This is a genomic window from Paenibacillus ehimensis NBRC 15659, assembly GCF_004000785.1.
GTDB lineage: Bacteria > Bacillota > Bacilli > Paenibacillales > NBRC-103111 > Paenibacillus_G > Paenibacillus_G ehimensis.
Genome location: NZ_BILX01000001.1, coordinates 115,731 through 142,458, shown reverse-complemented (window position 1 = coordinate 142,458; position 26,728 = coordinate 115,731). Strand labels below are relative to the sequence as shown.

Below are 26,728 nucleotides of genomic sequence, written 5' to 3'. Positions count from 1 at the left end.
CGTTTTCATTCTATCATAGGGGATAATCAAACGATTTGGAATTGATTGATCGGGAGGTAGCAAAATGAAAAAGATCATCAACAAACCAGAGACGCTCGTCGCGGAAATGTGCAACGGGCTCGTCATGACCCATCCGGAGCTGGAGTTTATCAAGAAATATAAGGTAATCAAGAAAAAAGAAATTAACGAAACCAAAGTCACCTTGATCAGCGGCGGCGGCAGCGGGCACGAACCGGCTCACGCCGGGTTTGTCGGCAAAGGGATGCTGGATGCGGCCGTATGCGGCGATGTGTTTGCATCTCCCTCCCAAATTCAGGTGTACCAGGCCATTAAAGCGACAGCGAGCCAAAAAGGGACGCTGCTGATTATCAAAAACTACAGCGGCGACGTCATGAACTTCAAAAACGGCGCTCAACTGGCCGCAGAAGACGGCATCCAAGTGGAATATGTGCGCGTCGACGACGACATTGCCGTTGAAGACAGCTTGTACACGGTCGGACGCCGCGGCGTTGCCGGAACGGTGCTCGTCCATAAAATTGCCGGAGCTGCTGCGGAAGAAGGCCGCGATTTGATGCAAGTGAAAGCGGTCGCGGAGAAAGCGGCGCATAACGTGCGCAGCATCGGCGTGGCGCTCACTTCGTGCACCGTTCCTGCACACGGGGCGCCGACGTTCAACCTCGGCGAAGATGAAATGGAATACGGCGTGGGCATTCACGGCGAACCGGGCCAGCGGCGGGGAAAAATCGTCAGTGCGGACGAACTGGCGAAGCGGATGACGACCGAGCTGTTAAAAGATTTGAGCATCCAAGACGGGGACAACGCGGAAGTTGCCGTGCTCGTCAACGGCTTCGGCGCGACCCCGTTGCAGGAGCTGTACTTGTTTAACAACGCGGCGGTTCGCGAGCTTGCAGGCCGGAACATCCGGATTTGCCGCACGTTTGCCGGCAACTATATGACGAGCATCGATATGGCGGGCATTTCGCTGACGATCTTGAAGCTCGATGACGAACTAAAAACGCTCTTATCGAAAGAATGTCATGCGCCTGCATTCCGGGTAGACGGTCCGGTACCGCAAGTCGAGTATGCGGACATCGCGGAAGCCGACGACGATCGACCGGTTTCCTTCTTAACGGAAACGCCGGAACATTACGCGGCGGTTCAAGGCGGCGTGGTGACGCTTCAAAACATGATCTACATCGTCGATAAAATGAGCGAAATCATTATCGACAATGAAGTTCCGTTCTGCGAACTCGACTCGCACGCGGGGGACGGCGATTTCGGGATGAGCGTCTCCAAAGGATTCAAGCAGTTAAAGCGGGAATGGAGCGCGATTTTGGCCCAAGAGCCTTTAACGATCGGTTCTTTCCTGGGCGCGTGCTCCATGGTCATTATGGAATATTGCGGCGGCGCTTCCGGACCGATTTGGGGCTCCGCGTTCCGCGCTGCCGGCAAAGCGGCAGGAGATAAAGCGGCGCTGACTGCTGCGGAGTATGCGGAAATGCTGCAAGCCGCGGTCAAAGGCATTCAGGCAACCGGGGAGCGTTCCTTCGGCAGAGGCGCCGTGGTTGGCGACAAAACGCTGATTGACGCGCTGGTGCCTTTCACGGATACGTTCACGGCAAGCGCCGCGGCAGGCGATGACTTTAAACTCGCTTTTGAAAAGGCGGCGCAAGCTGCGGTGGAAGGCGCCGAAAAAACGAAGCAAATCGTCGCCCGAATGGGGCGCGCCGGCAATGTCGGCGAACGCAGCCTGGGCTATCCGGATGCAGGCGCCTACGCGCTTGGCGTCATCTTTACGGAAATCGCCCGCAGCTTGAAATAATCCAGGGAACAGCGGCCGGATGAGGACATCACGCTTGTCTTCGCCCGCCGCTTTTTTTCTTTTCATCCTCCCTATGTTCAGGCCGGAACTTGCCCTGTTGTATAAATCAGAAAAAAACCGCCGTAAAGAGCGGTTTTTTGCTGGTATCCCTAGTTTGATGTCCGAAATCCTGCACTACCCGTACAAAGACTGCGCATCCCGGGGCAGGCGTCTGACTTTTTCCACATACTCCCTTACATTGCGCTCCTCGTCCGCCGGATAGTCGTAGCCGAGCTTTGCGGCAAGCGGCACGCCGATCCTCCGGATGAAATCCCCCGCCTCGAGCAGTTTTTCCCACTGTTCTTCCGGGTCGGCCCCGCAGTACAGGGACAGCAATTGCTCGTAGACATCGGGCTCCAGATACCGTTTGAACCATTTGCCGGCGCTGCCGACGTTGACCTTCCAATCATAGTTCGCGCCCACGTGCCATTCCAGCAGAAAGCGAAGCGATTCCATGAAGTATTGGTCGTATAAATTTTTCGCCCGCGGGATTTCGTCGCGCCACAGCTCCTTGGCAATGCACACCTGAAGCCACCACAGCTCGACGATATGCACATTCCACATATAGCGGGAAGGCTTTTGGACCAGATAGCTGCTGTCGTTCGGCTCCGGCAGCTTCAAATCGAGGTTGTCTTTGTCGAGCAGCACTTTGCTCAGCGAGTCCTGGTACACCTCTTGAATAATGCCAATATCCTTGAAGCTGAGGTCGATCCGTACGCTGTCTTTGAACTGCATCATGTAGATGGACGAGCCGTCTTCGAAATATTCGTACTGCACGACGACGCGCTCGCCGAACGCATCAATCCAGCTTCGGTCCGTATTGTAGGGATGATCCCTCAGATTCGTCATATAAAAGTCAATATCGTAATCCTGCATAAAATCGACCGGGGCGTTAGGGTTTACCCGCGAACCGTTCATGACGACGCAGCGAATCCGCTCGTCCCGTTCGGCAAATTGCAGGAGCTGCGCCAGTACCTCTTGTTCGTTTCTCATCTTGTTTAACCGACCTCCGCATTCTTTATCGTTAATGAAACCGTACCGGATGTCGGCAGGAGGCGGTCCGCGTGCAAGATAAGAAACGAAGCGCGCGTAAGAATACGGTTAGAGCTTATCGAGCAGTTTCTTCATGGCATGTCTCCTTCCCGAAGTAAATTTCTGTAATTCTATTCTACTCGTTCCAGCGCCGGTATGCCAAATTTTGTCCGGCCGGGAGCCTCTCACGACCCGGTTGTCTGCGCCCGCCAATATTGGCGCGTCCCTTCGTCCCGGACAACGAAGCCGAGCTTGCTAACCTCGCGGCGCAGTTCTTTGGCTTCGCCCTTTTCCTTCTTCTGGAGCGCAATTTCGCGGGCCTTCAACAGCGCGTTGACCGCTGGCGGCAGATCTGGAGTGTCGGGCACCCAGCGGCGGAAGTGCTCCTTGTACGGGTCGCCGCCCGGCGACCAAAGATATCCGTGCTCCGTCAAAGCGCCGGCGATACGTCCGCTCGCCCACTCATAGGTTTCGCGGGCAAGCTCCTCTCCCTTATTTCCAAGGACCACAAGCTGCTTGCCGTCAAGAAAGACGGCACCGATCGTTTCTCGCGTGAGCTCTTGAGCGGCCCCGTCCTTCTCCAGCCGGATCGTTTCGCCGGAGACGACCACATGCAGCGTATCTTTGATCACTTCCTGGGCGAACCAGAGGCCGGCAGCCAGGCCCAGCAGCGAAGCGATGACGGTTGCCCACAGTCCGGAGACCGATGTGATCAGCTTGAGCGGCCCTTCATACGGTACCCAAGGCAAGGTCAATGCCCACTTGGCGATCAGCGGAATGAAATACCCGAGCGCAAGACCGAGGACGGAGCCACCCACAAAGAGCAGAACACGAACAGCGCCGGAAAAGCCGATGGCGGTCGGTTCCCGGTACGACGGCCGCGATACGTTCATAGGATAAGACCTCCTGACTTGTTCCGGAGATGGCAGCAATTATATAGGTACTGCACCTTCAATTTACCTACCGGTAAGTAAATATTATCACAAAAAATAACATTTGAAAATAATGGATTCAAAAAGCACCCCAAACAGCATCTGTGCTGTCGAGGGTGCTTCCCTTCAAATCCAATCGCCAGGCGATCTCTTTATGCGGGTTTCTTGACGGCTACGATGCGCAATCGGCTGGTGTCGGCCACCCACTGATCTTCCCGGCCGAGGTACGGCTTCACCTTTGCCTCGATGGCGCGGTAGATCGACGCTTGATCTGCGGAGGTGACGTCCGGGAAGAAATAATCGGCGAACTTGTCCAGCCAGTCCCGAACCCCTGTATTTCCCTTGAGCGGAGTGGGCCTGTCAAAGTGCTGAGCCAACGTGACGCGGAAGCCGGTCTGCTCCAACAGGCTTGCGTATTCGCCAATGGTGGGAAAATACCATGGATTCCGTCCCGCCCACGCGTAACCATGCTCCTCCAGCACCTGCTCCATGGCGTCGGTCAGCACGGCGACATTGCCGCTGCCAGCGAATTCGGCCACGAATCGGCCGCCCTCCCGGAGCGCCAGCCAGATGGTGCGTGCGACAGCCGCAGCATCCTTGATCCAGTGCAAAGCTGCATTGGAGACAACAGCGTCAAAGCGGATATCCGTCCGGTAATGACAAGCGTCGGCCGCTTGAATATTCAGCTCCGGGTACTTCTGTCTGGCCCGCCTCACCATCTCTTCCGACAGGTCGATACCCGTGGGGATCGCTCCGGCGGCTGCGATCTCGGCCATCAAATCCCCAGTACCGCAGCCCACGTCCAAGATTCGTTCCCCGGGTTGGGGCAGCAGCAAGGACAAGACCGCGGCTCCCGGCTTGGCGGCAAAATCCCGCTTATCATCATAGGCATCCTGATTCCGGTGATTGGCAGATGGCTCGCTAAACATAGGCTTCGTCTCCTTTTTGTATTGATACGGGGTCCCTTAGCAAGCACAAGGAAAATAAAGCTTGACGAGCAAGCTCGATCATTTTGCGTTCTTTAGTCGGTGCCTGAAGCCGAATCGATCAGCGCGCAAAGGCAATCAATTAAAGGCTTGTGCGGGCATAGGGCATCTCTTTCGAATGCGTCCTCTTCCCTGTCCTCAATTAAGGACTTTATGTATCTATAATAACCGTAATATTACCGGCCTGTCAAGAAGCTTTTGAAGACGCCCGCTTGACGAAAGCTTCCGAATGTCAAAGCGAGTCATGCTCTCCGCCTTGCCTTATTTTCCATGGGTATTCGGATTTTTTAGTGGAGACAAACTCAAAACATCTCACTTATAAATCGGAGAATATGGTGGTATTTTGCTAAAGACTTGATTTGTAGCAATATCTTAGTACAATGGTTTTATGACTACTCAAAAACCATTGAATAATGAGCACAGGGTCAAAATGTTTCAAGCATTAGCTGATGAAACAAGATTGGAAATCATACGAGTTCTATACGCCAATAAGAAGGAGATGAATTGCGGAGAAGTTGGGGACATTTGCAATACTTCGAAGTCGAATACTTCGTATCATTTACGTACTTTAAGGGAGGCGAAATTGATTAAGGTACGAAAAGAAGCTCAAACGAAGTATACGAGTATCGACATGGAGACCTTTGAATCTTACTTGCCGGGATTTCTTGATACGTTGTAGAAAGAAATTCTTTTTTTTCTTCATTAGTTGAAAAGTTATTGAACAATGAAACTATGATCGATAGGAGAAGATGCATCACATGATTAAGTTAACAGCTTTATTTTTTCTCATCATGTTTGTTATCGGTACGGATACATTTTTGATTTCTCCACTCATCCCTACTCTTCAGAAATTGTTTCATATTCCGACCGAATATGCCGGTTGGATGGTCGGGGCATATGCGTTGGGATATGCCATATTTGCTCTGATAGCCGGACCACTTTCCGATGGATGGGATCGCAAAAAAGTAATGTTTTCCGGCATGGTTTGCTTCTCGGTTTCAACCATTTTATGCGGCTTTGCGACAGGATTTTGGACGATGTTTTTATTCCGTTTTTTAGCCGGAGTCAGCGCAGCATTCACAGCGCCGCAAGTCTGGGCCTCTATTCCTGCTTTGTTCCCTTCGGCAAAGACCGCCAAAGTATCAGGAATCGTAATGGCAGGCTTAGCTGCTTCCCAAGCGTTCGGCATACCGATTGGAGGCCTGCTTGCTGCAACCCATTGGTCTTATCCTTTTTTTACAATCGGCGCGTGCTCGTTGTTGGTGGCGATATTCATCCCCTACGCTTTGCCCGAAATGAAACCGAATCAAGACCAAAGAACCAGGCTTCCGATATTTAAAAGATACGTCCCGCTATTGACAAGCCGAATCGCGAGAAGATCTTTCCTGGCTCATTTCTTATTTCAATGCGGATTTTTTGCTGCCTTTTCTTTCATTGGAAAATGGATGACGGACCGCTTTCACCTTTCGGTTGATCAAGTGGGGTACGTAATGTTTTTTCTTGGCCTAGGGAATATAGTGGGAAGCTTTAGCGGTGCTTATGTGATCAAAATGTTGAATCGTTTCAATACGATGGTTGTGGGCATTCTCGTCTCTATTGCATGTTTTATTGCTTTGCCTCACCTGCCATCGGTTGCGTCTTTCGAAGGGGTATACTTTTTCATATTCGCAAACATGGGCATCGTCTTTCCGCTCATAATGGGAATGCTGAATTCATTAAATCCGACAATTCGTGGCACGATCTCTAGCTTGGCCAATTCGATCATGTACGCTGCGACAACACTCGGCTCTTGGTTCGCCGGCTTGATTTATGCGACATTTAACGGTTTTTCCGCCGTAGGCATATTTGCGGTTATATGTTTTGCCGGTTCGTTGTTCTCTTTTATAGCAAGTGGTATTTTGACTAATCACGCTAAAACAAAAAAGGATCATGCATCATAAATGCATACAAGAAATTAAAATGGATATTCCAAATCTTCCAAAATTCAACATCCTAAGTATTAGTGAGAATGAAAATGATTTTCTAATACAAGTAGTCACGAACTCTCCACCTTTAGCTTGCCCTCATTGTGGATGCAAAGCGAACCTCTACAAGCACGGTAACAGGGAACATGTTTGTATGGACTTACCTATTCACGGTAAGCGTGTAGGGCTTCTCATAAAGCGTCAGAGGTATCGTTGTCGTGAATGCTCTCAAACCTTTTGGGAACGCTTGGACCACACCATTGACGCAAAGCGGAACTGTACTAAGCGATTGTTGTCCTACGTAGAGAAGCAAAGCCTTAACCGTACATTCGTCAGTATTTCAGAAGACGTTGGGCTTAACGAAAGGACGATCCGTAATATCTTTCGCGATTACATTAACCACCTCGAAGAAACATTTCGGTTTGTGACACCTAATTGGCTTGGCATAGATGAAATTCATATAATCAAGCCTCGTTGCGTATTAACCAACATTGAAGAACGAACATTGCTGGACATTCTTCCTAATCGCAATAAGGAAACAGTTGTTGGATATCTCTCACGACTTCCGAACAAAGGGAAAATACAGTATTTCACGATGAATATGTGGAAACCGTATAAAGACGCTGTTAAGGCTGTATTGCCAAAAGCTACTATCATCGTCGATAAGTTTCACGTTGTCCGTATGGCGAACCAAGCGTTAGAAACCATTCGCAAACAGCTTAGAGAGGGTTTATCACCAACGGAACGGCGTGGGCTCATGCACGACCGATTTATCCTTCTGAAACGCCATAAAGAGCTCACAGAGATGGATAAAATAACACTTGACCTATGGACGAAGAATCACCCCACTCTCGGTATTGCGTATAACTTGAAGGAATCATTCTTCGATATTTGGGATTGCGATTCAAGACAAAAGGCATTCATCAAATATAACGATTGGAAAGCCCAAATACCGAAGGAACTCCAATCCGCTTTTGAGCCTCTTACAAAGGCCATGATGAATTGGGACGAAGAGATATTCGCTTACTTCGACCACCGCATGACTAACGCTTATACGGAGTCTCTGAACAGCCTTATCCGTGTCATTAACCGTTTGGGAAGGGGCTATTCATTCAAGGCCCTACGAGCTAAAATTCTCTTTACAGAGGGGCTTGTAAAGAATCATAAGCCTAAATATCAAAAGCGTATGGATGACTACGAACTCCGAGATTACAACTTCCCGATGTTCGAGAATATGCCTCCTGTCGGTGTGGTTCGTGAGCGTGGCGGACAGCTTCGTGGCATCGACATTTCCACCTTGATTGAAAAATTGGAGAAGGGCGAATTATAAGCCTTTTCCATAAGAGGATATTTCAACGCAAAAAGACCGCCGGTCCACACACAGAGAAGACGGTCTTTTCGCAATACTGCATATTCAAATCGCGGAGGCTAACCGCCGGCGCCGCGGAGCGTCAGCAACCCGATGCCGTAGTCGGCGCTGGCAAACAGGAGCAGGACCGACTCTCCCTCCCGAAGCCGGCCGCCCGATACCGCTTCCTCCAAGGTGAGGAACGGATCGCTGCCCAAAAAATTAATCGCTCTCCGCGTTTGCCTTACATAGCCGGGAATCCCGCATCGTTCCCCGGCTTCGCCGACAGATGTCACGAAGGAATCGGACACGTTCTGAATCACCAGCCGATCGGGTGCGTTCCCCGCCGCTTCCATCTCCCGAAGCGCTTGCTCCGCTTGCCGGGCCAACGTCAGCATCGTCCGCTCGTAATCGGCCGTCGTCCATGCGTGCATCGAGCCTTCGGAAAAGTGAGGCTGTAAGCTGCAGCCTACCACCTCGTAATCGCCGGCTTCGGCGCTTACGGTACACAGCACCGCGGCATCGCCTTTAACCGAGCCGGTCCAGGACGTCCGGCTGAACGGATAGTCCGTGCGGTCCGCAATGCAGAGCAAGCCCTCCGTCCCTTCTCCTTGCTCCAGCATGCGTCCGCTCCAGTGAAGCGCTCTAAGGCAAGCGAGGCTCCCCAGTTGTCCAAGTGTAAGCGGCAGCACCTGGCGCTGTCCGAACGCCCCGGCGAGCATCATGCCCGGCACAGTGGTCAGCGGACGCTGCACGGTCTCGTGACAGTAGCAGATCAGATCGAACTTCCGGTCCGAACCGAAGTGCCGGCTCCCTTCCTCGCATACGTACTCGACGGGATGCTTGTCGAACACCGGAATCCGGATCGCGGACAGCGAAGAAGCCGACGGCCCCGGCCCCATAGGCGGCCATGGCGAAGACATGCCGGCATGCGCGAACAGCCATTTGGGCGGACCGTCTTCCCACGGCTGTCCGGCCTCCGCGCAGTACGCCTCCAAGGAGCGTTCCGCTGTCGGCACGATGCACCGGAGCCCGCGGATATAAAGCTTTTTCCCGCTCGCAAGGCGATGAGCGTTCATGACTTACCCTCTTTCCGCTTCGCCGGCACATACTGATGCAGGGCACATCCGAACGTGCCGGCCATGCTCACGGTCACCGTCAAATAATAATCCCCCGGCCGCAGCGCTCCGCCGGATAACGCATGCTGAAGATTGGAAGGGATGTCCGAATTGGTAATATGTCCGGTTTCCCGCATGGTCGCGTAGTAGAACATTTCCGGCGGAACCCGCAGCGCTCCGGCTACCGTCTCCCAAGCCTGCCGGTTAATATTGCCGCACACGACAAGACGGATGTCGGAGAGCGTGAACCCGGCTTCGCCGAGCGTCTCCAGCATGATCTTGCGGATGCCCAGGTAGTACATCGCATGGAACTGCCGGAGCCGCGACGGGTCGTCGTCGTAAACTGTGCCTGCCGCTTTGTACTTCACGACTAACGTCCGGTGATCGCCATGCTCCCGCCGGAACAGACAGGCGCTGGCGCTATCCCCGCAGATCATGAAGTCGTCGATATAGTAGAACGGGTGGATACCCAGATCGGCGGTCACAAACAGCACCGCTTTGTACGGATCGCAGGCGAATTGATGGCCGGCCATGCGCAGCACCCAATGGAACGTCGAGCAGGAATGCTCCTCGACCGGGTACAAGGGAACTTGCTCCCATCGCCAGCGCCGCAGCATCGTCTTGAACAGGTTGGACTCATGCCAAGCCACCTTCGACGTATGCGCGAACCAGATCTCCCCAAGCTCGATGCCTTCCTGCATGCAGCGTTCCGCTATCGGCTCAAGCGCCCGCTCCGCCATCTCCTCCAGCGACAGGCGTCTTTCGACCGAGACCGTCTCGAATCCCATCTTCCGGTAATGGGCCTCATTCTCCTTGAAGGGGTACCCGCATTGCTCCGCGTCCTGGATGACGTCGGCAATCGGCACGGTCAGTCCGGGCCGATAGACGGAGAGACCGTCCATATGGAACCGTCCTTGCACATCCGCAGCCCTCTCGCCTGCCGCCGCTTGCTTGCGGCTTTTATCGCCCATAGTTGTACAGCAGCACGCATCGCGAGCAGATCGGCGTCAATCCGAGGCCGAGCGTCTCCCGGTGCCGGCGGAAATTTTCGCCGTGATACACGTCCTTCAAGTCCTTCCCGTTCAAGTCCCCAAGCGTAAACTCCGGGAAAAATTTGCACGGATTGACCTTCCCGTCCGGCATCACATCCACCCGGTTGGCAATGGCCAGGCATTGCTCCCGCTTCATCGCCGGCTTCTCGGAGCCAAGAATGAAGTCCCTGATTTCCTCCCGCTCCAGCGCCGGTTGAAACCGGATGCGGCTGTTCCACACCCGCTCGTTGATCCGGTCCATCTCGGCGATGAGCGGCTCGATATTCGATTCCGAGACGCGGAAGGTGAAGGAATGCCAGCTGTACCGCTGCTGCTGCTGCGCCGCTTCCAGCCAAGGGAAATACCGCGCATAATAGTCGTCCATCTTGACCGCGATCTCGCTTGGAATGTACCAGGGAAACACGAAGTAGACCGTATCGACGCCGAGCTCCTCGAAGTAGGCCATGAAATCGTACAGCTTCGTGACCATCGCATCGCTAATGGTCAGACTGAGCGAAATGCGGCCTTGATACTCGCCGGTCCGCTGCAGGTCCAGCAGCAGCTTCACCATATGAACGACCTTCTTGAACGTGCCCTTCCCGCGAATGGCGTCGTTCTCCGACTCGAAGCCGTCGAGACTGATCAGCAGCGTCATGTCCTTCGAGATTTTCAGCACGGAATCCAGCTTCTGCTCGACCAGCAAAGCATTGGTGCAAATGGTCGTGTTGCGGGGATCGCGCGCCAGCAGGTCGGCGAAGTCGTCGAAGCGGCTGTAGTACAGCGGTTCGCCGCCCCAGACGAACAGCCGGGATTTCCGCTCGCGGGTTTGCTCCAGCAGACGTTCGAGCAGGGAAAACTCGATCTCCTGATTCTTCATTTCCTTCGCCATGTCGTGATGGTACCCGTCGCTCGCCCATTCGAAGCAATGCTTGCAGCGCAGATTGCAGCCATTGTTCAGCTTGATACCGATATCCTCGGGAATGTCCAGCGCGAACGTTGGATTGCGCCTTAGCGCTTTGCTCGTCACGGACATGTTGCGGATTGTCCGCTTCATATTTTGAAACGTATTCCGGTCAAAGGTGACCTTCGTTTGCGGTTGCATGAGCAATCCTCCCTTCCTTCAGTGAATGTTTTTTTCATGGTTAGTCGAAGATCGGCTGCTCTGCCGCCTGGCCGCCCGCGCCGTTCGCAACACCCGCCCGTTCCTTTTCCAGAAAAGCCGCGAAAGCTTGAATGGAGCTCAAGTGGTCGATATCGAAATTGTCAAAGTCAATTTCCACATCGAAAGCATCCTCGATGGCCAGCACGAAATTGATCATTTGCAGCGAATCGAGTCCTACCTCGTTAACGATATCCGTCTCCGGCTTTAACGTGGACAGCAGCTCCGGAGACTCCTTGATTTCGCTCAAAATTTTGATCACGGTTTGCATAATCATAAGAAACTCCTCCTCATCTAAGTCAGTGGCTCGCCCGAGGCCGGCGGATATCCGGGCAGCTTCGCCCTCGCCAGCGTCAGCAGCCGCTCGTGCACCGCCATGCGTTCGTACGATTGAGCGAGCGGCACATTGCTCTTGGTCCCGTCCAGCACGCCGCTGAAAAACGCCAATTGATTCACAAAATAATTTTGCGGCTCGAAGGCCAGCTTCTCCACCGCCCCGCTTTGCTTATCCCGGACGCGCATCGTCATCCGGTACGTGCCCAGGCTGGCGCGGAAAAAATCGTCCACGGTCACAACGGCATGCTCAAATTCGAGCGTATGCCGGGAAATCATCGGCAGCTCGAAGGAGGCGACAAGCCCGGCGCGCACCCCGCCCGCGTAATCCAACGATGCGCGAAACGTCCAATCGCAGCCGCCCGGACCCGCAAAATCGGACTCCGCATCGCAACCCGCCGGCTCCAGCCCCAATACCGCTTGAAGAAATTGCAGCCAATAGCAGCCGAAATCATAGAAGGCGCCTCCGCCGCGTTCCGGGAAGCTGCGATAGCTTTGCCGCTCCGGGTCCCGGAACGGAACCGAGATTTGCGAGCGCACCTCCAAGAGCCCCCCGTAAGCGTTCCGGTCGACCATCCGCTTGATCTCGCTCTGCCAAGGATGGTGCTGCACCATCAGACCTTCCAGCACGGGCAGGCCGGACGCAGCCTGTGCATCCATCAGCCGCCGAAGCTCCTCCGTGTTCAGACAGATCGGCTTCTCCACCAGCACCGGCTTCCCGGCCTGCAGCGCCCGAATCGCCCATTCCGCATGCAGCTCGTTGCTCAGCGCGATATAGACGAAGTCAATCTCCCCGCAGGCCAGCAGCTCCTCGTAGCCGCCGAACGCGCGCGGAATGCCATACTTTTCCGCATAGGACTCGGCTTTAGGCTTCGTCCTGCTCGCAATCGCGTGGACGCTTAGCGGTTCGAGGCTCTTGAGGGGCGTAAACAGCGCCCGGTCGAGGATGCGGGCGCAGCCGAGCACCCCGATTCGTTTCTTTCTCATGGGCACAACCTCATGCTTCCTTTATTTTTCCGTCTTCGTCTTGAAATTCAGACAGCAGGCCTGACAGATCGGGAATGAATTTTTCTTCAAATAATTGCGGTACTGCTTATACTTCGGGCCGTTCCAGATGTCGAGCAGCCGCTGCTCGTTCACGTTGCCGAGCGTCAAGTCGTAGAAGGCATGACAGGACGTCACGTCGCCTCTCGCATTGATCTCCGTGCTGAGCCAAGGGAATTCGCAGCGCTTCTTGGCATGCGCCAGCTTGTGGCTGTTCCCGCTGAAGTACAGCTCAACCGTCTCCTCGGTCATGTTCTGCGGATAGGCGTTGAAATAAACGCCCTTCTCCTTGCAGTACTCCTCAATGCTGCGTACCTGCCGGGCGATTTCCCTTGCATTCATCTCGCTAAACTCGGATAATTCGCGGACAAAACCCTTGGAAACGGCCGCGTTCGTGTCCAGATCAAAATTATTTTTCAGAATATTGCGGTAATTTACGTGATCTTCCGGCGTAATAAACGACTGAAACTCCAAGCTGATATGATCCAGCTTCGTGATATCCAGGCTTTTGAAGAAAAGCTCTTCCACATGCATGTACGTTAACGGGGTAATGATGAAAATCGTGCCGATCTTCGGAAACTCCTTGCCCTTCTCCTCCCGGAGCGCGTGCAGCTTCTCGATGCCGCGGGTTGCTCTCTTGAACACGCCCTTGCCGCGCTGCTGGTCGTTAATCTCCTCCGGACCGTCCATCGACACCCATACGCGATGCGGCTCATTCTCGATTATCATCTCCGCATGCTTCTCCAGCAGCGTTCCGTTGGTCGGGAAGGCGACTTGGCTTCCGTAATATTTTAATGCAGCCAGTACCTCATCGATCTGCGGATACATCAGAGGCTCTCCGCCAAACAGATCGTAATACGGTTTGACCGGACTGCAATCCTCGATAATTTGCTTCACCACTTTGATATCCAGCTGCGTCAGCATCGTTCGTTCCTTGTAGGCGCCGTTGTCGCCCCATTCGTAGCACATTTTGCACCTTAGATTACAGGCCTCCAGAAGCTGCAGCCATATCCACCGGGGCGCCGACGTACTCAAGAGCGGTGAAATCGGTGAAGCGGTTTCGTTGCGAAGTTGTACGGACATCGTCTAACCTCCTTCAATTTTCAAGTCGTGGTTTGGTTTAGGACCTGTCGATTCAGCCTAAGACTGCCTCCTCTGCGTAGCCTTCCCGCCTGCGCTTGGTTCCGGACCGCATCACCTCCCTATCGTAATGTGCCGCTTCGGCAAGCTTCCCGCTACAAATTCGAGCTGCTGTACACGCCCAGCGCCCGCTCCCACAGGAAGCGGACCAGCAGGAAGCAGACGACCGGCGCCAGAGCGCCCCAGGCCAATTCGGCGGCAGACAGCTTGCCGAGCACAAACATCGGAGCAAAGTTCGTAATCAAAAACACCGGAACGACAAACGTCCCTATTCGCTGGATCCATTTGTTGTACATGGATGCGGGCATGTTGTTGGAATCCCATACGGAGTACGAAATCTCGCTGGCGGCCGACGTGTTCACGAACCAGAACGAGAGCAGCGAGGGAATGATCATAATGCAGTACGTGAGGACGGTCGCGGCAAGCAGAAAAGCCGCAAATCCGGCCACATGGAGCAGCGTCAACGGAATGCCGGCGGCGCTCCAGCCGATCGCGATCATCACGGTCCCCGCAATCATATTCGGGATCGGCATCCCGACCTCGATAACCCGCAAGGAAACGAGAAATTGCAGCGAAATCGGCTTGACCATCATCAGATCGAGACTGCCCGTACGGACATGCTCGCTGAGACGCAGGAAATTGTTAAAGAACAAGCCCATGTAAATACCCGTCAGCCATAAATGCGTCCCCATAAACATGAGAATCGTATCCGGCGACAGCCCGTTGATCCGCACATTCGTTTTGTACACGACGACCGCATACAGCAGCTTGGCCATCAGGAACGCCGCCTCTACGAATATGCCCGTTATGAAATTGAAGCGGTATTCCATCTGGGAAATGACCGAGTTTTGGGCGAATAACGCCAGAATGTGCAGATGCCGACGCAGTTCGGTAACGATGTTCAAAAGCTCAGCCTCCTAGCCCCAAATACCGTTTCATCCCGCGCTTCCATGCCAGATGGCAGACGATCAGCATCAGACCGATCCATAGGCCTTGTCCGGCGATGCCTTGCCAGATCTGCCCGTCCGCAATTTTGCCGTTCAGGACGTTGACAGGGAAGTAAATCATATAGTGGAAGGGCAGGAAACGAAACAGCTGCTGCAGCCCTTCTCCGAAGATTTCAAGCGGAAACATGCCGCCGCTCATAATATTGACCAGCAGGCTGGTGACAACGAAAAAGTAGGAAATTTCCGATAACCAGAAGGCGCACGCGCAAATGGCGTACGAGATCAGAAAGCTAAGAATGACAGACAGGCACAGGGAGAGGAAAAAAGCCAGCAGTCGGTCAAATCCGGTATGCTGCTTATAGAACGAGTTCAATGCGAAGGTTAGAGCCAGAATGACGAACAGGGAAATTACGACATAGATCAAGCGCTGCCCGATAAACGAGCAGATGCGGAAGCCAAAATACGCAATCGGCTTGACCATGTATTTATTCAATCCGCCGCTTTTGATATCTTCGGCGACAGCATGCTCCATATTCGTAATCACCAGCTTGGAGACGACGGCGGCAATGATCGTATACATGATCATCTCTTGATAGGAATAGCCGAACAGGCCGCTCTCTCCGGCGCTCGCGTACACCGCCGTCCATATATAATATTGCACGACGATCGGAAATACCGCGCTGAACAGGGAGAGGAAAAAATTAAAGCGGTATTCCAGCGAGCTTTGGAAGCCGATGCGGAACGCGACGACATATTTGTGGTGAGCCATGGCGCTACCTCTCGCGGAGTCCGACGATCCCGTCTTCGGTCGTCAGCTCAATTTGTGATGGATGAGGAGTTGCTCGAAAAAGGTTGCTTGTACGGCGTGCGGCTTTCGTCAAAATTTTTGGGAATCAACAATTTTTCAGAAAAACCGCAGTTTTTTCAGCTTGTCATACCCAAAGCACTTGACAAGTTTTTTCATGGAATAAATTACCTATTTCCCTTAAGAAATTACCGTATAACATGTAAAATTAACCCATTGCTTTCATTCATTGTATTGAAATACTGGGAACTTTGTCCATAGTGCGACGGGATCAATTGCTATCCGAGCGCTTGGCGAGAACGACGGCATCTGGTATCGACAGACAGCAAACGATGTAATATTGTGTCGTATGCGGCCGGTAAGCCGGAAGCCGAGACAGTCTCGCCCCTTCCGCTTCATGTTTCGGTTCAGGAGCGTCATAATTCGCAATCGTTAAGAAATCATAACCAATGTGACCTGCTATCGTATAAGAAACGGAGAACAATGAGAGGAGCAGTGCGCAATGACAACCCTGCATCAAGCACCGGTTGCAAAAGCGGAAATGCTTATCCGCAGACCGGTAGAAGAGGTGTTCGAAGCTTTCGTCGAACCGGCGGTTACGACGCGATTCTGGTTCACCAAAAGCAGCGGAAGGCTGGAAGCCGGCAAACGCGTCCGGTGGGATTGGGAAATGTACGGCGTTTCGACCAATGTCCATGTCAAAGAAATCGAAGAGAACCAACGCATCCTCATCGAATGGGAGGAGTCTTACGGCTATACTACGGTGGAATGGACATTTACCCGCCGCGCGGATGACGAAACCTTCGTCACGGTAACGAACACAGGGTTTCAAGGAGATGGGGACGACATCGTCAAGCAAGCGATCGGCTCGACGGAAGGGTTTACGATCGTCCTGTGCGGGCTGAAGGCGCTTCTTGAGCACAACATCGTATTGAATCTGGTGCCGGATAAGGCTCCCGATGCCCATGTCAACCGGTAAGAGCCGGCTTAATGAAGAATAAGACCGATTCGACTTCTGCGAATCGCCGAGCTTGTTTGGAAGCCTTTGAAGTAGAAAAACTCAGACAAATACAGGTGGGATATATCCCACCGCAGGCTGTTGATAAAGTGGTTTTGACAAGAATAGAGAAACATACGGAGGTGGGGTATCTACTGGAGAAGCGATAGCGGCCGCCTTTGTCTTCGGGAAATGTCCGCTATTAAGCGGCTTCCAATCAAATTTCCCGAGGACCCGGGGTCCCCGCAAAGTACTCGGACTAAGCTTCCCTGATTCAACTTCACTTTGCGGGGTGGGGTAGCGGTCGGAAGTAGATACCCCACCCCTTCGTTACCTCTATAATCCCGTCTGACCACTTTCTCAACAAGCTCAGGTGGGATATATCCCACCGGCGTATGCAAAGAATTTTTTACGCGAAACGGGTATCTCAACAAGCTCAACCGGGCACTTTCACGACGAAAGGAACGGTGAACACCTTGCCTTCATGCTGGAACTGGCCCCACAGCTTATATACGCCGCTTTTCGGGAATTTCGTCATGAACTTGGCGTCCGGCCCGGAGGCCTTCTCGTCCATCGGATGGACGTGCAAATACTGCTCGGCATCGGCGCTCAAAATAACCACATGCCCGACCGCCCCGAGATAAGGCTGAAGATTCGTCACCGGCTGCTGCGAAGCGGCGTCGCGAATCGTAAAGGTCAGGTTCGCGTCCATTCCCGCCATCAGGTGATCGATCGCCAGCGTGACTTCTTTGCCGTCCACCGTTTTGACCAGCTTGGACTCGGGCTCGATCGCCGCGGCTGCGGGCGCATCGCCCTGCACGCTGATCCACTGCGTCTGCGTCACCGAGCCTTGGCCTGTCGGCACGAAGTCCGCAATCAGCTTATAATCGCCGCCGCCCGGAAACTGCGTCGTGATGTCGAACCGGCCTCCCCCTTTATAGTCGGGATGAATGTGGTTAAAGTACGACAGGTCTTTGCTGACGACGATCAAGTGGAGCTTCTTCTCGTGCGTGATGTCGAAGTTTTCCACCGGCTTGCCGCTTTTGTCCGCAATTTGAATCGTAAGCGGGGTATCGCTCTTGGCCTGCGGCTTCTCCGGCGTCAGCTTGAAGGATGTGACGATCTCTCCGCTCTTCGGCGCTTCGGACGGCTCGCCTCCGTGATTGCCGTGTCCGGCTTCTTCCTTCGGAGCCTCCCTCGGGGGAGTCGCTTCCTTCCCCGCTTGGCCGCACGCGCTTAGAAGCAGCGCCGTACCCAGCAATGTCGCTATGGCTGCTTTTTTCATAAATACCCTCCTGTTTTCTCTCGGTTGATTTTTAGTGTAAGGGAAGCTTTTGAAGATCTTGTGAAGAAAATCACCCTGCCGCCGCGCTTTACCCCGGAAAACAAATCCGCACCGTCGTCCCCCGGCCGGCCTCGCTTTCGATTTCCATGCGTCCGCCGTGCGCTTCGGCCAGTCTCCGGGCGATGGTCAGCCCGATGCCGCTTCCCCCCGTGCTGCGGTTCCGCGATTTATCCGTGCGGTAGAACCGCTCGAACACATAAGGCAGCTCCCCGGCAGGAATCCCGATCCCGGTGTCCGCGACGACGACCCGGGCCTCGCCGTCATCCTGCTCCACCTTCACCTCGACTTGTCCCCCGGAGGGCGTGTATTTCCAGGCGTTGCTCAGCACATTGGCCAATATTTGCCCGATCCGCCTGCGGTCCGCTTGGACAAGCACCGGTTGTGCCGGGGCGGCGAGCCGGAGGGCGACCTTTTTTTGCGCGAACGCGGCTTTGACGGTCTCCACGCTCTGCGCGGCGACGGCCGCCAAGTCTTCCGTCTGCAGGCGAAGCCGAAAATGAGGCGAGTCCATCTGCGTCAGCTGCTCCAAGTCGCCGACCAGATGACTCAGCCGCTCGACCTCCTCGTGACAGGCCGCGAGCCGAACCTGCGTCGGCTCCCAGACGCCGTCCATCATCGCTTCCATATGGCTCTTCAAGGTGGCCAGCGGGGTGCGGAGCTCATGGGCGACGTCGGCGGTCATCGTCTTCCGCAGATGCTCCTGCTTCTCCAGCTGCGCAGCCAGCGCGTTAATCGCTTGCGCCAAATCGGCCAGCTCGTCGTTCCCTCGAACCTCCGTACGGGCCCCCAGCTCGCCCCCCGCCATCCGGACCGCCATCGCTTTCATCGCCATCAGCGGCGCAGCCATCCGCTTCGCCGCGTACAAGCCGGCCAAGGCCGCCAGGACGATGCCTCCGGCGGCAATCCAGACGACCGACTGCACAAGCGCCTGCTCCAGATGCGCGTTGAACGCCATCATATCCGCGGTAGCCGCCGTCTGCTGCTGGTACATCATAAAATGGCGGTGTGCCTGCACGAGCAGCACCGTGAGCGCCATGATCAGAATCCCGCACGCCAATCCGATAAACACGAGCGCAAATTTGGCATACAGTCCTCTCACGGCCAAGCTCCTCCGGCAAACCGGTAGCCCGCCCCGTACACCGTTACGATATACCGCGGCTCTTTCGGAACCGGCTCGATTTTCTGCCGCAGGTTTTTGATATGCTGATCGATCGTGCGCTCGTCGCCTTCGAAATCAAAGCCGAGCACCTTCTCGATCAGCTCGTCCCTCGTGAAGCAGCGCTCCGGATGGCGGGCAAGCGCAAGCAGCAGCTTGTATTCGTTTGGCGTCAAACTAACCGGTTCGCCCTGCTTGTAGACTTCGCGCTTGAACGTTAGAATAACCAGCTCGCCGCCGCCGAACGCCATCCGGTCCGCCAGCAAAGCGTCGTCCCGCGTGCGGCGCAGAATCGCCCGGACCCGGGCGGCTACCTCGCGCGGACTGAACGGCTTCAGCACGTAGTCGTCGGCGCCGATGGACAGCCCGGTCACCCGGTCGTTCTCGGATACTTTGGCCGTCAGCATCAGGACCGGCAGCGAGGATCGTTGCCGGATGCGCCGGCATACCTCCTCGCCGGACATGTCAGGCAGCATCAGGTCGAGGATGACAAGGTCGACCGCCTCCCGCTCCAGCACGTCCAACGCTTCCGAGCCGCCGGCGGACTCCAGCGTGCGGTACCCGTCCTTTTGCAGGTAGGACGTCACGACATCCCTGATTTTCGCTTCGTCGTCGACTACAAGAATCGTCTTGTTCACCGCGGTATTGCCGCTCCTTTCCGATTCTGCCTTATTCACCGAAAGAAGGGCGCCCGGCAACCGGGCACCCGCCTTCCGCTCCGCTTAGAGCTTCACCTTCTGCAATCGGAGCGCATTGAGCACAACCGATACCGAGCTCAGCGCCATCGCGGCTCCCGCCACCCACGGGGCAAGGAAGCCCAGCGCGGCGATCGGAATGCCAAGCGTATTGTACGCCAGCGCCCAGAACAGGTTTTGCTTGATATTGGCCATCGTCTTCCGGCTCATCGCCGCGGCGTCCGGCAAGCGGATGAGATCGCCCTGCATAAGCGTCACGTCGGCCGCTTCGATGGCGATGTCCGTCCCCGTGCCTACGGCGATGCCGACGTCGGCCGTCGCGAGCGCCGGCGCATCGTTGATGCCGTCGCCGACCATGGCGACCTTGCGCCCCTCCGCCTGCAGCTTCTTCACCTCGGCGGCCTTCCCTTCCGGCAGCACCTCGGCCAGCACGCGGTCGATGCCCACTTGGCGGGCGATCGCCTCCGCCGTCCGGCGGTTGTCGCCGGTGATCATGATGACCTCGATGCCATCCCGCTTCAAGCGGGCGATCGCTTCCTGGGATGTTTCCTTAACCGCGTCCGCTACCGCGACCAGGCCGGCATACTGCCGGTCCACGGCGATCAGCATCGCGGTCTTGCCTTCCGATTCGAGCCGTTCCATGGCACCCTCAGCCTGCGCGATTTCAATCCCTTCGCGCCGCATCAGCTTGCGTGTGCCGACCAGCACCTCACGGCCTTCGACGATGGCGGCGATGCCGTAGCCCGGAATCGCCTCGAACCGTTCCGCTTCGGAGAACGGGATGCCTCGCGAGCGGATGCCTTCCACAATCGCTTCCGCGAGCGGATGCTCGGATTGCTTCTCGGCGGAAGCGACCAAGCGCAAAACCGTCGCCTCATCCGCAGCTTCGATGCTCACATCGGTCAGCTCCGGCTTCCCTTTCGTGACGGTGCCGGTTTTATCCAGCACGATCGTATCGATCCGGTGCATCGATTCCAGATGCTCTCCGCCTTTGAACAAAATCCCGAACTCCGCCGCACGGCCCGATCCGGCCATGATGGAGGTCGGCGTCGCCAGCCCCAAGGCGCAAGGACATGCTATAACAAGGACGGCAATCGCTTTTTCCAGCGCATTGGCGAATTCGCCAGGAACGACCGCAAAGTACCAGATCAAGAACGTAAGCACCGCAATCCCGACGACGATCGGCACGAAAATGCCGGAGATCCGGTCGGCGACCCGCTGAATCGGCGCCTTCGAGCCCTGCGCGTCTTCGACGACCCGGATAATTTGCGCCAGCGCCGTTTCTTTGCCGACCTTGGTCGCTTCGATCCGCAGGCTGCCGTTGCGGTTGACGGTGGCGCCGATGACGGCGTCACCCGCCTTTTTCTCGACCGGGATGCTTTCGCCGGTCAGCATCGATTCGTCGACCGCCGACATGCCGTCGAGAACGATGCCGTCAACCGGAATTTTCTCGCCCGGCTTCACCAGCACGACGTCTCCGACCACCACTTCCTCCACCGGCACGCTCAGCTCGACTCCGTCGCGGACGACCAGCGCCGTTTTGGCCTGCAGGCCCATCAGCTTCTTGATCGCTTCCGAGGAGCGTCCCTTCGCCAGCGCCTCGAACCATTTGCCCATCACGATCAACGTGATCAGCACGGCGCTTGTCTCGTAATACATGGACGGCATGCCATGGTGCGACGGGGAGCCGGCCGCAGCCCACTCCAGCGTCAGGTACAAGCTGTAAAAATAAGCCGCCGACGTGCCGAGCGCGACGAGCACGTCCATGTTCGCGCTCTTGTTGCGCAGCGCCTTGTAAGCTCCCGTATAAAACGGCCATCCGACGATAAACTGCACCGGCGTCGCCAGCGCGAGCTGAACCCACGGATTCATCAGTAGATCCGGCAAATAAATCCATGAAGTGAACGAAAAATGGCTGACCATCGCCCACAGCAGCGGGAACGAAAGAATGGCGGAGAAGATCAGCTTCGTGCGGTGCGCGGCAATTTCTTTTTGCCGGTGGTCCCCCTCGTCCTTCCGCTCCTCCTTCAGCCCCGCTTTGTAGCCGAGCTGCTCGACTTTCCGGATCATATCCTCCACCGATACCGCTTGCCCGGAGTATTCCACGTGGGCCGTCTCGAGCGCGAAATTTACGGTCGCTTTGTCGACGCCAGGCAGCTTGTTCAAGCCCTTTTCAATCCGGTTCGCACAAGCTGCGCAGGTCATGCCCGTGATGGCAAGCGAGGCTTGCTGCTGTTCCGGCCGCTGTTGTTGTTCCAATTGTTGTTCCATAGCTGTGCACCTCTCCTCAAATATACCCATATGGGGTATATTTTAATCAAAAAAAGGGAGCGGCCGGAGCCGCGCCTCGGCAAAACCGGTGAATCGCGGATTAAACCACGTCGTAGCCTTGGTCTTCAATCGCGGCTTTGATCGCATCCGGATTCGTTTTCGACTCTTCGTACGTCACTTGAACGGATTTCGCGGCCAAGTCGACCTTGCCGGTCGCGCCGATGTTTTTCAAAGCCCCTTCAATGGAGTTGACGCAATGATTGCAGGACATTCCTTCGACTTTCAACGTGATGGTTTGCATGTGTAATCTCTCCTTATTTCATTAATTTTTGGATGGTGGTAAGCAGCTCATCGACGACTTCGTGCTCGCCGGCCTGGATGCGCTCGATGACACAGGACTTCATATGGCCTTCCAGCAGCAGCTTGCCGACGCCGTTCAGCGCCGACTGGATCGCCGCGATTTGATTGAGCACGTCGTCGCAATACGTATCTTTCTCGATCAAGCCCTTCACGCCCCGGATCTGGCCTTCGATGCGGTTCAACCGGGTGATCAGGTTGGCTTTGACTTTATCGGAATGATGGCTTTTTCTCTCGCTGTCCGTGGAGCAGCAATGTTCCGCCTCCGTGATATTTTCCATTGTGTTCCCTCCTCTTGGCTTTATATTACTATACCCCCCTACCCTATGTCAACGGGGAATTGCATTTTTTTTCATGCGAGCTTCCGGCTTTAGTTTTTCATTTCTTAGGCTGTTCTAAACCGGACGAGCGCTTGATGTACCTCTAAAAAAGAATGCATTTCCCTGATTGGGGGCACCATGCGGCCTTTTCTTCCAGCTGCGGCGAACGTTGCAACCGCTACGCAAAACTTGCCGCAGTGCCCGGTTCAGCCGACTTTTTTGTCCGTTTGTAGTGACTCCCCTTATAGCATGTGCTACAATATCGTTAAATCGTAACACGATAGAGAAAGACGATAAGATAACTACGGATTTGGAGTGAGAGAGCGTGAACAAGCCCGCAATACTCAGGGTACTCGTATGGGGACTTATCCTTAGCCTTATTGTAACCGGATGCACCCCGGCAGCTAAGAAGGAAGAACCCCCGATTGCCGCTGCCAAGGACGAGCTGATCCTGGCCGTCGGCTCCGAGCCGGAGGCCGGCTTCGACCCGACCACCGGCTGGGGACGGTACGGCTCGCCGCTGTTTCAAAGCACGCTGCTGAAGCGGAATGCCGAAATGAAAATTGTCAACGATCTGGCCACCGGCTACGAGGTAAGCGGCGACGGGACGGCATGGACCGTCAAGCTGCGAAACGACGCCAAGTTTTCCGACGGGAAGCCGGTCACGGCCGCCGACGTGCAGTATACGTTCGAAACGGCGTCCCAAAACGGCTCCATTATCGATCTCACAAATATGAAAAGCGTCGAAGCCCCGGACGACGCCACGGTCAAGTTTACGCTCAAAGAGCCGCAATCGACCTTCCTGACGCTGCTCGTGCAGACCGGTATCGTACCGAAGCATGCCCACGGCAAAGACTATGCCCAAAAGCCTGTCGGGTCCGGGCCGTACAAGCTTGTGCAATGGGACCGGGGCCAGCAGGTGATCGTCGAGGCGAATCCCGATTATTACGGGCCGAAGCCGTTTTTCAAAAAGCTGACGTTTCTGTTCGTGAACGAGGATGCCGCTTATGCCGCCGCCAAGGCCGGAAAAGTGGACGCCGCTTACATTCCCGCCTCCTTCAGCAAGCAGCCGGTTGCCGGGATGCGGGTCGAAGCTGTACATACCGTGGACAATCGCGGCATCGTGTTCCCTTATGTCCGTTCCGGGTCGGTCACGAAGAACGGCATCCCTATCGGCAACGATGTGACGGCCGATATCGCGATCCGCAAAGCCGTCAACACGGCAATCGACCGCAAAGCGCTGGTCCAAGGCGTGCTGGAAGGACACGGCACGCCGGCCTACACCATCAATGACGGGCTGCCCTGGTGGAATCCGCAGACGGTCACCCCCGACGCCGATGTCGAAGGCGCGAAGAAGCTGCTCGCGGAGGCGGGCTGGAAAGACGCCGACGGCGAAGGCATCGTCGAAAAGGGGGCGCTCAAAGCGCGGTTTCCGCTCATCTACCCTGCGGGCGACGTGACGCGGCAATCGCTGGCGCTGGCCGTAGCCGACATGCTGAAGCCGGTCGGCATTCAAGTCAGCGTCGAAGGCAAAAGCTGGGACGATATCAAGAAGCTGATGCATTCCAGCGCCGTCATGATGGGCTGGGGCAGCAACGATCCGCTCGAAATGTACAATGTTTACAGCAGCAAATACCGAGGCATCGAATATTACAACAACGGGTACTACAGCAATCCGGCGGTCGACGCTTGGATGGACAAGGCGCTCCGGGCCACGAAGGAAGAGGACGCCTGGGAATTTTGGAAAAAAGCCCAATGGGACGGCACGACCGGCGTCAGCGCGCAGGGCGACGCGCCATGGGCTTGGCTGGTCAATATCGACCATCTGTATTTGGTCAAGGACAAGCTGGATATCGGGAAGCAGCGCATTCATCCGCACGGCCACGGCTGGCCGGTCACGGACAATATCGAAGAATGGAAATGGAAGAACTAGGCCCGGAAAATGAGGTTATGAGATGATGCGCAGTTTGCTTACGTTTTTCGGCTTGAAGGCGGTCCGGCTGGTCACTTTGCTGGCGGCGATCAGCGCGATTTCCTTCGTGCTCGTCAGCGCCTCGCCCATCGACCCGATTCAAGCCTACGTCGGCGCCGACATGATGCGAGTGAGCCCGGAGCAGCGGCTGCAGATCGCCGAGCATTGGGGACTCGACAAGCCGCCGGCCGAACGCTTCGCGAATTGGGGGTCCGCCCTGCTGCAGGGCGACCTCGGCACCTCGATGATTTTCCGCCGGCCGGTGGCCGAGGTGATCGGAGAGCGGTTCGCGGGCTCGCTGGCGCTGATGAGCGCCGCCTGGCTGCTGTCCGGCCTGCTCGGCTTTGCGGCAGGCAGCTTGGCCGCGATGAAGAAAGAGACATGGATCGACCGCCTGATCCAATGGTACTGCTACACGCTGGCCTCCACGCCCGCGTTCTGGATGGGCTTGCTGCTGCTTCTGCTGTTCGGGGTATGGCTGGGCTGGTTTCCGGTCGCGCTGGGCGTCCCTGCGGGGGTGCTGGCTCAGGAGGTCACGTGGAGCGACCGGGTACAGCATATGATCCTGCCCGCGCTGACCTTAAGCATCGTCGGCATCTCGAACATCGCGCTGCATACGAGGCAGAAGCTGCTCGACGTGCTGGCCAGCGACTATGTCCTATTCGCCCGGGCCCGCGGCGAGCGCGGCTTCCGGCTGTTCCGGCGGCACGGCCTGCGCAATATCGCGCTGCCCGCGCTGTCGCTGCAGTTCACCGCGTTCAGCGAGCTGTTCGGCGGGGCGGTCTTGGCCGAGCAGGTATTCTCCTATCCCGGCCTCGGACAGGCCACCGTCGAAGCGGGGCTGCGGGGCGATGTTCCGCTGCTGCTCGGCATCGTGCTGTTCAGCACCCTGTTCGTGTTCACGGGCAATCTGATCGCGGATCTGCTCTACCGGCTGATCGATCCGCGAATCCGGGAGGGTCGGGCGCTATGAATAAGTTGCGGACGATCAACGATATACCGCGTGCCCGACGTCGATCCCAGCCCCGGCTCGGCCGGAGGCACCGGGCGCTGCTCGCGGCGACCGGCGCGGCCGCGCTGATTCTGGGAAGCTGGCTTATCGGCTTGCTGCTCAGCCCGGACAACCTGTCCACCCGGCTCGAATGGCGCAATCTGCCGCCTTCGCTGCAGCATCCGTTCGGCACCGACTGGCTCGGGCGGGATATGTTTACCCGCACGTTCAAAGGGCTGGCCTTAAGCGTGCAGGTCGGCTTGCTCGCCGCCGCTTGCAGCACGGTGATTGCTACGGCGCTGGGGCTCATTGCCGCGACGATGGGACGGGCGGCCGACCGGATCGTCGCGTGGCTGATCGACTTGTTTCTGAGCGTGCCGCATCTCGTCACGCTCATTCTGATCGCCTTCGTCTTCGGCGGCGGCATGCGCGGCATTGTGATCGGCGTCGCCCTCACGCATTGGCCAAGCTTGGCGCGGGTCATCCGCGCGGAGGTGCTCCAGCTGCGCAGCGCCGAATTCGTGCAAATTTCGCGGCGGCTCGGGCAGTCCCGGTGGCAAGTGGCGGTGCGGCATATGCTGCCCCACCTGCTGCCTCAACTGCTCGTCGGCCTGCTGCTGCTGTTCCCGCATGCCATTCTGCATGAAGCCGCCGTGACGTTTATCGGCCTGGGCCTGTCGCCGCACCAGCCGGCCATCGGCATTATTTTGTCCGAGTCGATGCGGTATTTGTCGACCGGCATGTGGTGGCTGGCCGTCTTTCCCGGCCTCAGCCTGCTGATCGTCGTCCGGGCGTTCGATCGGGCCGGGGAAAGTCTGCGTCTGCTGCTCGATCCGCGGGACCTGCAGAACTGAACCATCCGGCCCCGCCGCATGAACAAAAAGAGGAGGCTCGGCGCAACGTGTCTGAATCGATACCTGAATC

Annotated in this window: 25 protein-coding genes; 8 read left to right on the top strand and 17 right to left on the bottom strand. The window is 56.0% G+C overall.

Annotated features, from left to right (window positions below):
- Nucleotides 1-64: 64 nt before the first annotated feature.
- Complete coding sequence (dhaK, locus tag PEH01S_RS00645) at nucleotides 65-1,822, top strand: dihydroxyacetone kinase subunit DhaK (protein ID WP_127483586.1); 1,758 nt, start codon at nucleotides 65-67, stop codon at nucleotides 1,820-1,822.
- Between the two features lie 174 nt (nucleotides 1,823-1,996).
- On the opposite strand, the gene PEH01S_RS00640 is transcribed toward dhaK, so the two are convergent.
- From PEH01S_RS00640 to PEH01S_RS00630, 3 genes are all read right to left on the bottom strand, one after another.
- Nucleotides 1,997-2,854, bottom strand: a complete 858-nt coding sequence (locus tag PEH01S_RS00640) for an aminoglycoside 6-adenylyltransferase (RefSeq protein WP_127483585.1) — start codon at nucleotides 2,852-2,854, stop codon at nucleotides 1,997-1,999.
- A 224-nt stretch (nucleotides 2,855-3,078) separates the two neighbouring features.
- Nucleotides 3,079-3,786, bottom strand: coding sequence for a YqeB family protein (locus PEH01S_RS00635; RefSeq protein ID WP_127483584.1), 708 nt, complete (start codon nucleotides 3,784-3,786; stop codon nucleotides 3,079-3,081).
- Nucleotides 3,787-3,977: 191 nt separating this feature from the next.
- Complete coding sequence (locus PEH01S_RS00630) at nucleotides 3,978-4,754, bottom strand: class I SAM-dependent methyltransferase (RefSeq protein WP_127483583.1); 777 nt, start codon at nucleotides 4,752-4,754, stop codon at nucleotides 3,978-3,980.
- Between the two features lie 445 nt (nucleotides 4,755-5,199).
- Here PEH01S_RS00630 and PEH01S_RS00625 point away from each other — a divergent pair, with 445 nt between their 5' ends.
- From PEH01S_RS00625 to PEH01S_RS00615, 3 genes are all read left to right on the top strand, one after another.
- On the top strand, nucleotides 5,200-5,490 hold the full coding sequence (locus PEH01S_RS00625; protein WP_025850810.1) for an ArsR/SmtB family transcription factor: 291 nt from the start codon (nucleotides 5,200-5,202) through the stop codon (nucleotides 5,488-5,490).
- A gap of 79 nt (nucleotides 5,491-5,569) precedes the next feature.
- Nucleotides 5,570-6,751: an MFS transporter gene (locus PEH01S_RS00620; RefSeq protein WP_127483582.1), complete on the top strand. Its 1,182-nt coding sequence runs from the start codon at nucleotides 5,570-5,572 to the stop codon at nucleotides 6,749-6,751.
- A 19-nt stretch (nucleotides 6,752-6,770) separates the two neighbouring features.
- Entirely contained in the window at nucleotides 6,771-8,105 is a 1,335-nt protein-coding gene (locus PEH01S_RS00615; protein ID WP_127483581.1) for an ISL3 family transposase, read from the top strand.
- A gap of 98 nt (nucleotides 8,106-8,203) precedes the next feature.
- Here PEH01S_RS00615 and PEH01S_RS00610 read toward each other — a convergent pair whose 3' ends face one another.
- The 8 genes from PEH01S_RS00610 to PEH01S_RS00575 all read right to left on the bottom strand — a co-directional run bounded on the left by PEH01S_RS00610 (nucleotide 8,204) and on the right by PEH01S_RS00575 (nucleotide 15,664).
- Nucleotides 8,204-9,202, bottom strand: a complete 999-nt coding sequence (locus PEH01S_RS00610) for a beta-ketoacyl-[acyl-carrier-protein] synthase family protein (RefSeq protein ID WP_127483580.1) — start codon at nucleotides 9,200-9,202, stop codon at nucleotides 8,204-8,206.
- Nucleotides 9,199-10,212: a 3-oxoacyl-[acyl-carrier-protein] synthase III C-terminal domain-containing protein gene (locus tag PEH01S_RS00605; RefSeq protein WP_127483579.1), complete on the bottom strand. Its 1,014-nt coding sequence runs from the start codon at nucleotides 10,210-10,212 to the stop codon at nucleotides 9,199-9,201. The genes PEH01S_RS00610 and PEH01S_RS00605 overlap by 4 nt, the downstream gene beginning before the upstream one ends.
- Complete coding sequence (locus tag PEH01S_RS00600) at nucleotides 10,202-11,374, bottom strand: radical SAM protein (protein WP_127483578.1); 1,173 nt, start codon at nucleotides 11,372-11,374, stop codon at nucleotides 10,202-10,204. Before PEH01S_RS00600 ends, PEH01S_RS00605 begins: the two co-directional genes overlap by 11 nt.
- A 40-nt stretch (nucleotides 11,375-11,414) precedes the next feature.
- The gene (locus PEH01S_RS00595) at nucleotides 11,415-11,708 is read right to left on the bottom strand and encodes an acyl carrier protein (RefSeq protein ID WP_036714546.1); all 294 of its coding nucleotides are present in this window, start codon (nucleotides 11,706-11,708) and stop codon (nucleotides 11,415-11,417) included.
- A gap of 17 nt (nucleotides 11,709-11,725) precedes the next feature.
- Nucleotides 11,726-12,751, bottom strand: a complete 1,026-nt coding sequence (locus PEH01S_RS00590; RefSeq protein WP_127483577.1) for a Gfo/Idh/MocA family protein — start codon at nucleotides 12,749-12,751, stop codon at nucleotides 11,726-11,728.
- 21 nt (nucleotides 12,752-12,772) lie between these two features.
- The gene (locus tag PEH01S_RS00585) at nucleotides 12,773-13,891 is read right to left on the bottom strand and encodes a radical SAM/SPASM domain-containing protein (protein ID WP_127483576.1); all 1,119 of its coding nucleotides are present in this window, start codon (nucleotides 13,889-13,891) and stop codon (nucleotides 12,773-12,775) included.
- A 152-nt stretch (nucleotides 13,892-14,043) separates the two neighbouring features.
- Entirely contained in the window at nucleotides 14,044-14,853 is an 810-nt protein-coding gene (locus tag PEH01S_RS00580) for an ABC transporter permease (protein WP_127483575.1), read from the bottom strand.
- A 4-nt stretch (nucleotides 14,854-14,857) separates the two neighbouring features.
- Nucleotides 14,858-15,664, bottom strand: coding sequence for an ABC transporter permease (locus tag PEH01S_RS00575; protein WP_127483574.1), 807 nt, complete (start codon nucleotides 15,662-15,664; stop codon nucleotides 14,858-14,860).
- Between the two features lie 538 nt (nucleotides 15,665-16,202).
- Between PEH01S_RS00575 and PEH01S_RS00570 the strand changes: the two genes are divergently transcribed.
- On the top strand, nucleotides 16,203-16,679 hold the full coding sequence (locus tag PEH01S_RS00570; protein ID WP_127483573.1) for an SRPBCC family protein: 477 nt from the start codon (nucleotides 16,203-16,205) through the stop codon (nucleotides 16,677-16,679).
- A 454-nt stretch (nucleotides 16,680-17,133) separates the two neighbouring features.
- Here the strand turns inward: PEH01S_RS00570 and PEH01S_RS00565 are convergent, their stop codons facing one another.
- The 6 genes from PEH01S_RS00565 to PEH01S_RS00540 all read right to left on the bottom strand — a co-directional run bounded on the left by PEH01S_RS00565 (nucleotide 17,134) and on the right by PEH01S_RS00540 (nucleotide 22,802).
- On the bottom strand, nucleotides 17,134-17,982 hold the full coding sequence (locus PEH01S_RS00565) for a hypothetical protein (RefSeq protein WP_025850821.1): 849 nt from the start codon (nucleotides 17,980-17,982) through the stop codon (nucleotides 17,134-17,136).
- Nucleotides 17,983-18,070: 88 nt separating this feature from the next.
- Complete coding sequence (locus PEH01S_RS00560; protein ID WP_127483572.1) at nucleotides 18,071-19,141, bottom strand: sensor histidine kinase; 1,071 nt, start codon at nucleotides 19,139-19,141, stop codon at nucleotides 18,071-18,073.
- Complete coding sequence (locus PEH01S_RS00555) at nucleotides 19,138-19,836, bottom strand: response regulator transcription factor (protein WP_127483571.1); 699 nt, start codon at nucleotides 19,834-19,836, stop codon at nucleotides 19,138-19,140. Before PEH01S_RS00555 ends, PEH01S_RS00560 begins: the two co-directional genes overlap by 4 nt.
- An 84-nt stretch (nucleotides 19,837-19,920) precedes the next feature.
- Nucleotides 19,921-22,164: a heavy metal translocating P-type ATPase gene (locus PEH01S_RS00550; protein WP_127483570.1), complete on the bottom strand. Its 2,244-nt coding sequence runs from the start codon at nucleotides 22,162-22,164 to the stop codon at nucleotides 19,921-19,923.
- Between the two features lie 100 nt (nucleotides 22,165-22,264).
- Nucleotides 22,265-22,465, bottom strand: a complete 201-nt coding sequence (locus PEH01S_RS00545; protein WP_025850825.1) for a copper ion binding protein — start codon at nucleotides 22,463-22,465, stop codon at nucleotides 22,265-22,267.
- Between the two features lie 13 nt (nucleotides 22,466-22,478).
- On the bottom strand, nucleotides 22,479-22,802 hold the full coding sequence (locus PEH01S_RS00540) for a metal-sensitive transcriptional regulator (protein WP_025850826.1): 324 nt from the start codon (nucleotides 22,800-22,802) through the stop codon (nucleotides 22,479-22,481).
- Between the two features lie 364 nt (nucleotides 22,803-23,166).
- Here PEH01S_RS00540 and PEH01S_RS00535 point away from each other — a divergent pair, with 364 nt between their 5' ends.
- The 3 genes from PEH01S_RS00535 to PEH01S_RS00525 are packed head-to-tail and all read left to right on the top strand — an operon-like array spanning nucleotide 23,167 to nucleotide 26,658.
- Complete coding sequence (locus PEH01S_RS00535; protein WP_127483569.1) at nucleotides 23,167-24,774, top strand: ABC transporter substrate-binding protein; 1,608 nt, start codon at nucleotides 23,167-23,169, stop codon at nucleotides 24,772-24,774.
- 25 nt (nucleotides 24,775-24,799) lie between these two features.
- A complete protein-coding gene (locus tag PEH01S_RS00530) occupies nucleotides 24,800-25,786 on the top strand; it encodes an ABC transporter permease (protein WP_127483647.1) in 987 nt (328 codons plus the stop codon).
- Nucleotides 25,783-26,658, top strand: a complete 876-nt coding sequence (locus PEH01S_RS00525; protein ID WP_127483568.1) for an ABC transporter permease — start codon at nucleotides 25,783-25,785, stop codon at nucleotides 26,656-26,658. Before PEH01S_RS00530 ends, PEH01S_RS00525 begins: the two co-directional genes overlap by 4 nt.
- The last annotated feature ends 70 nt before the right edge of the window (nucleotides 26,659-26,728 follow it).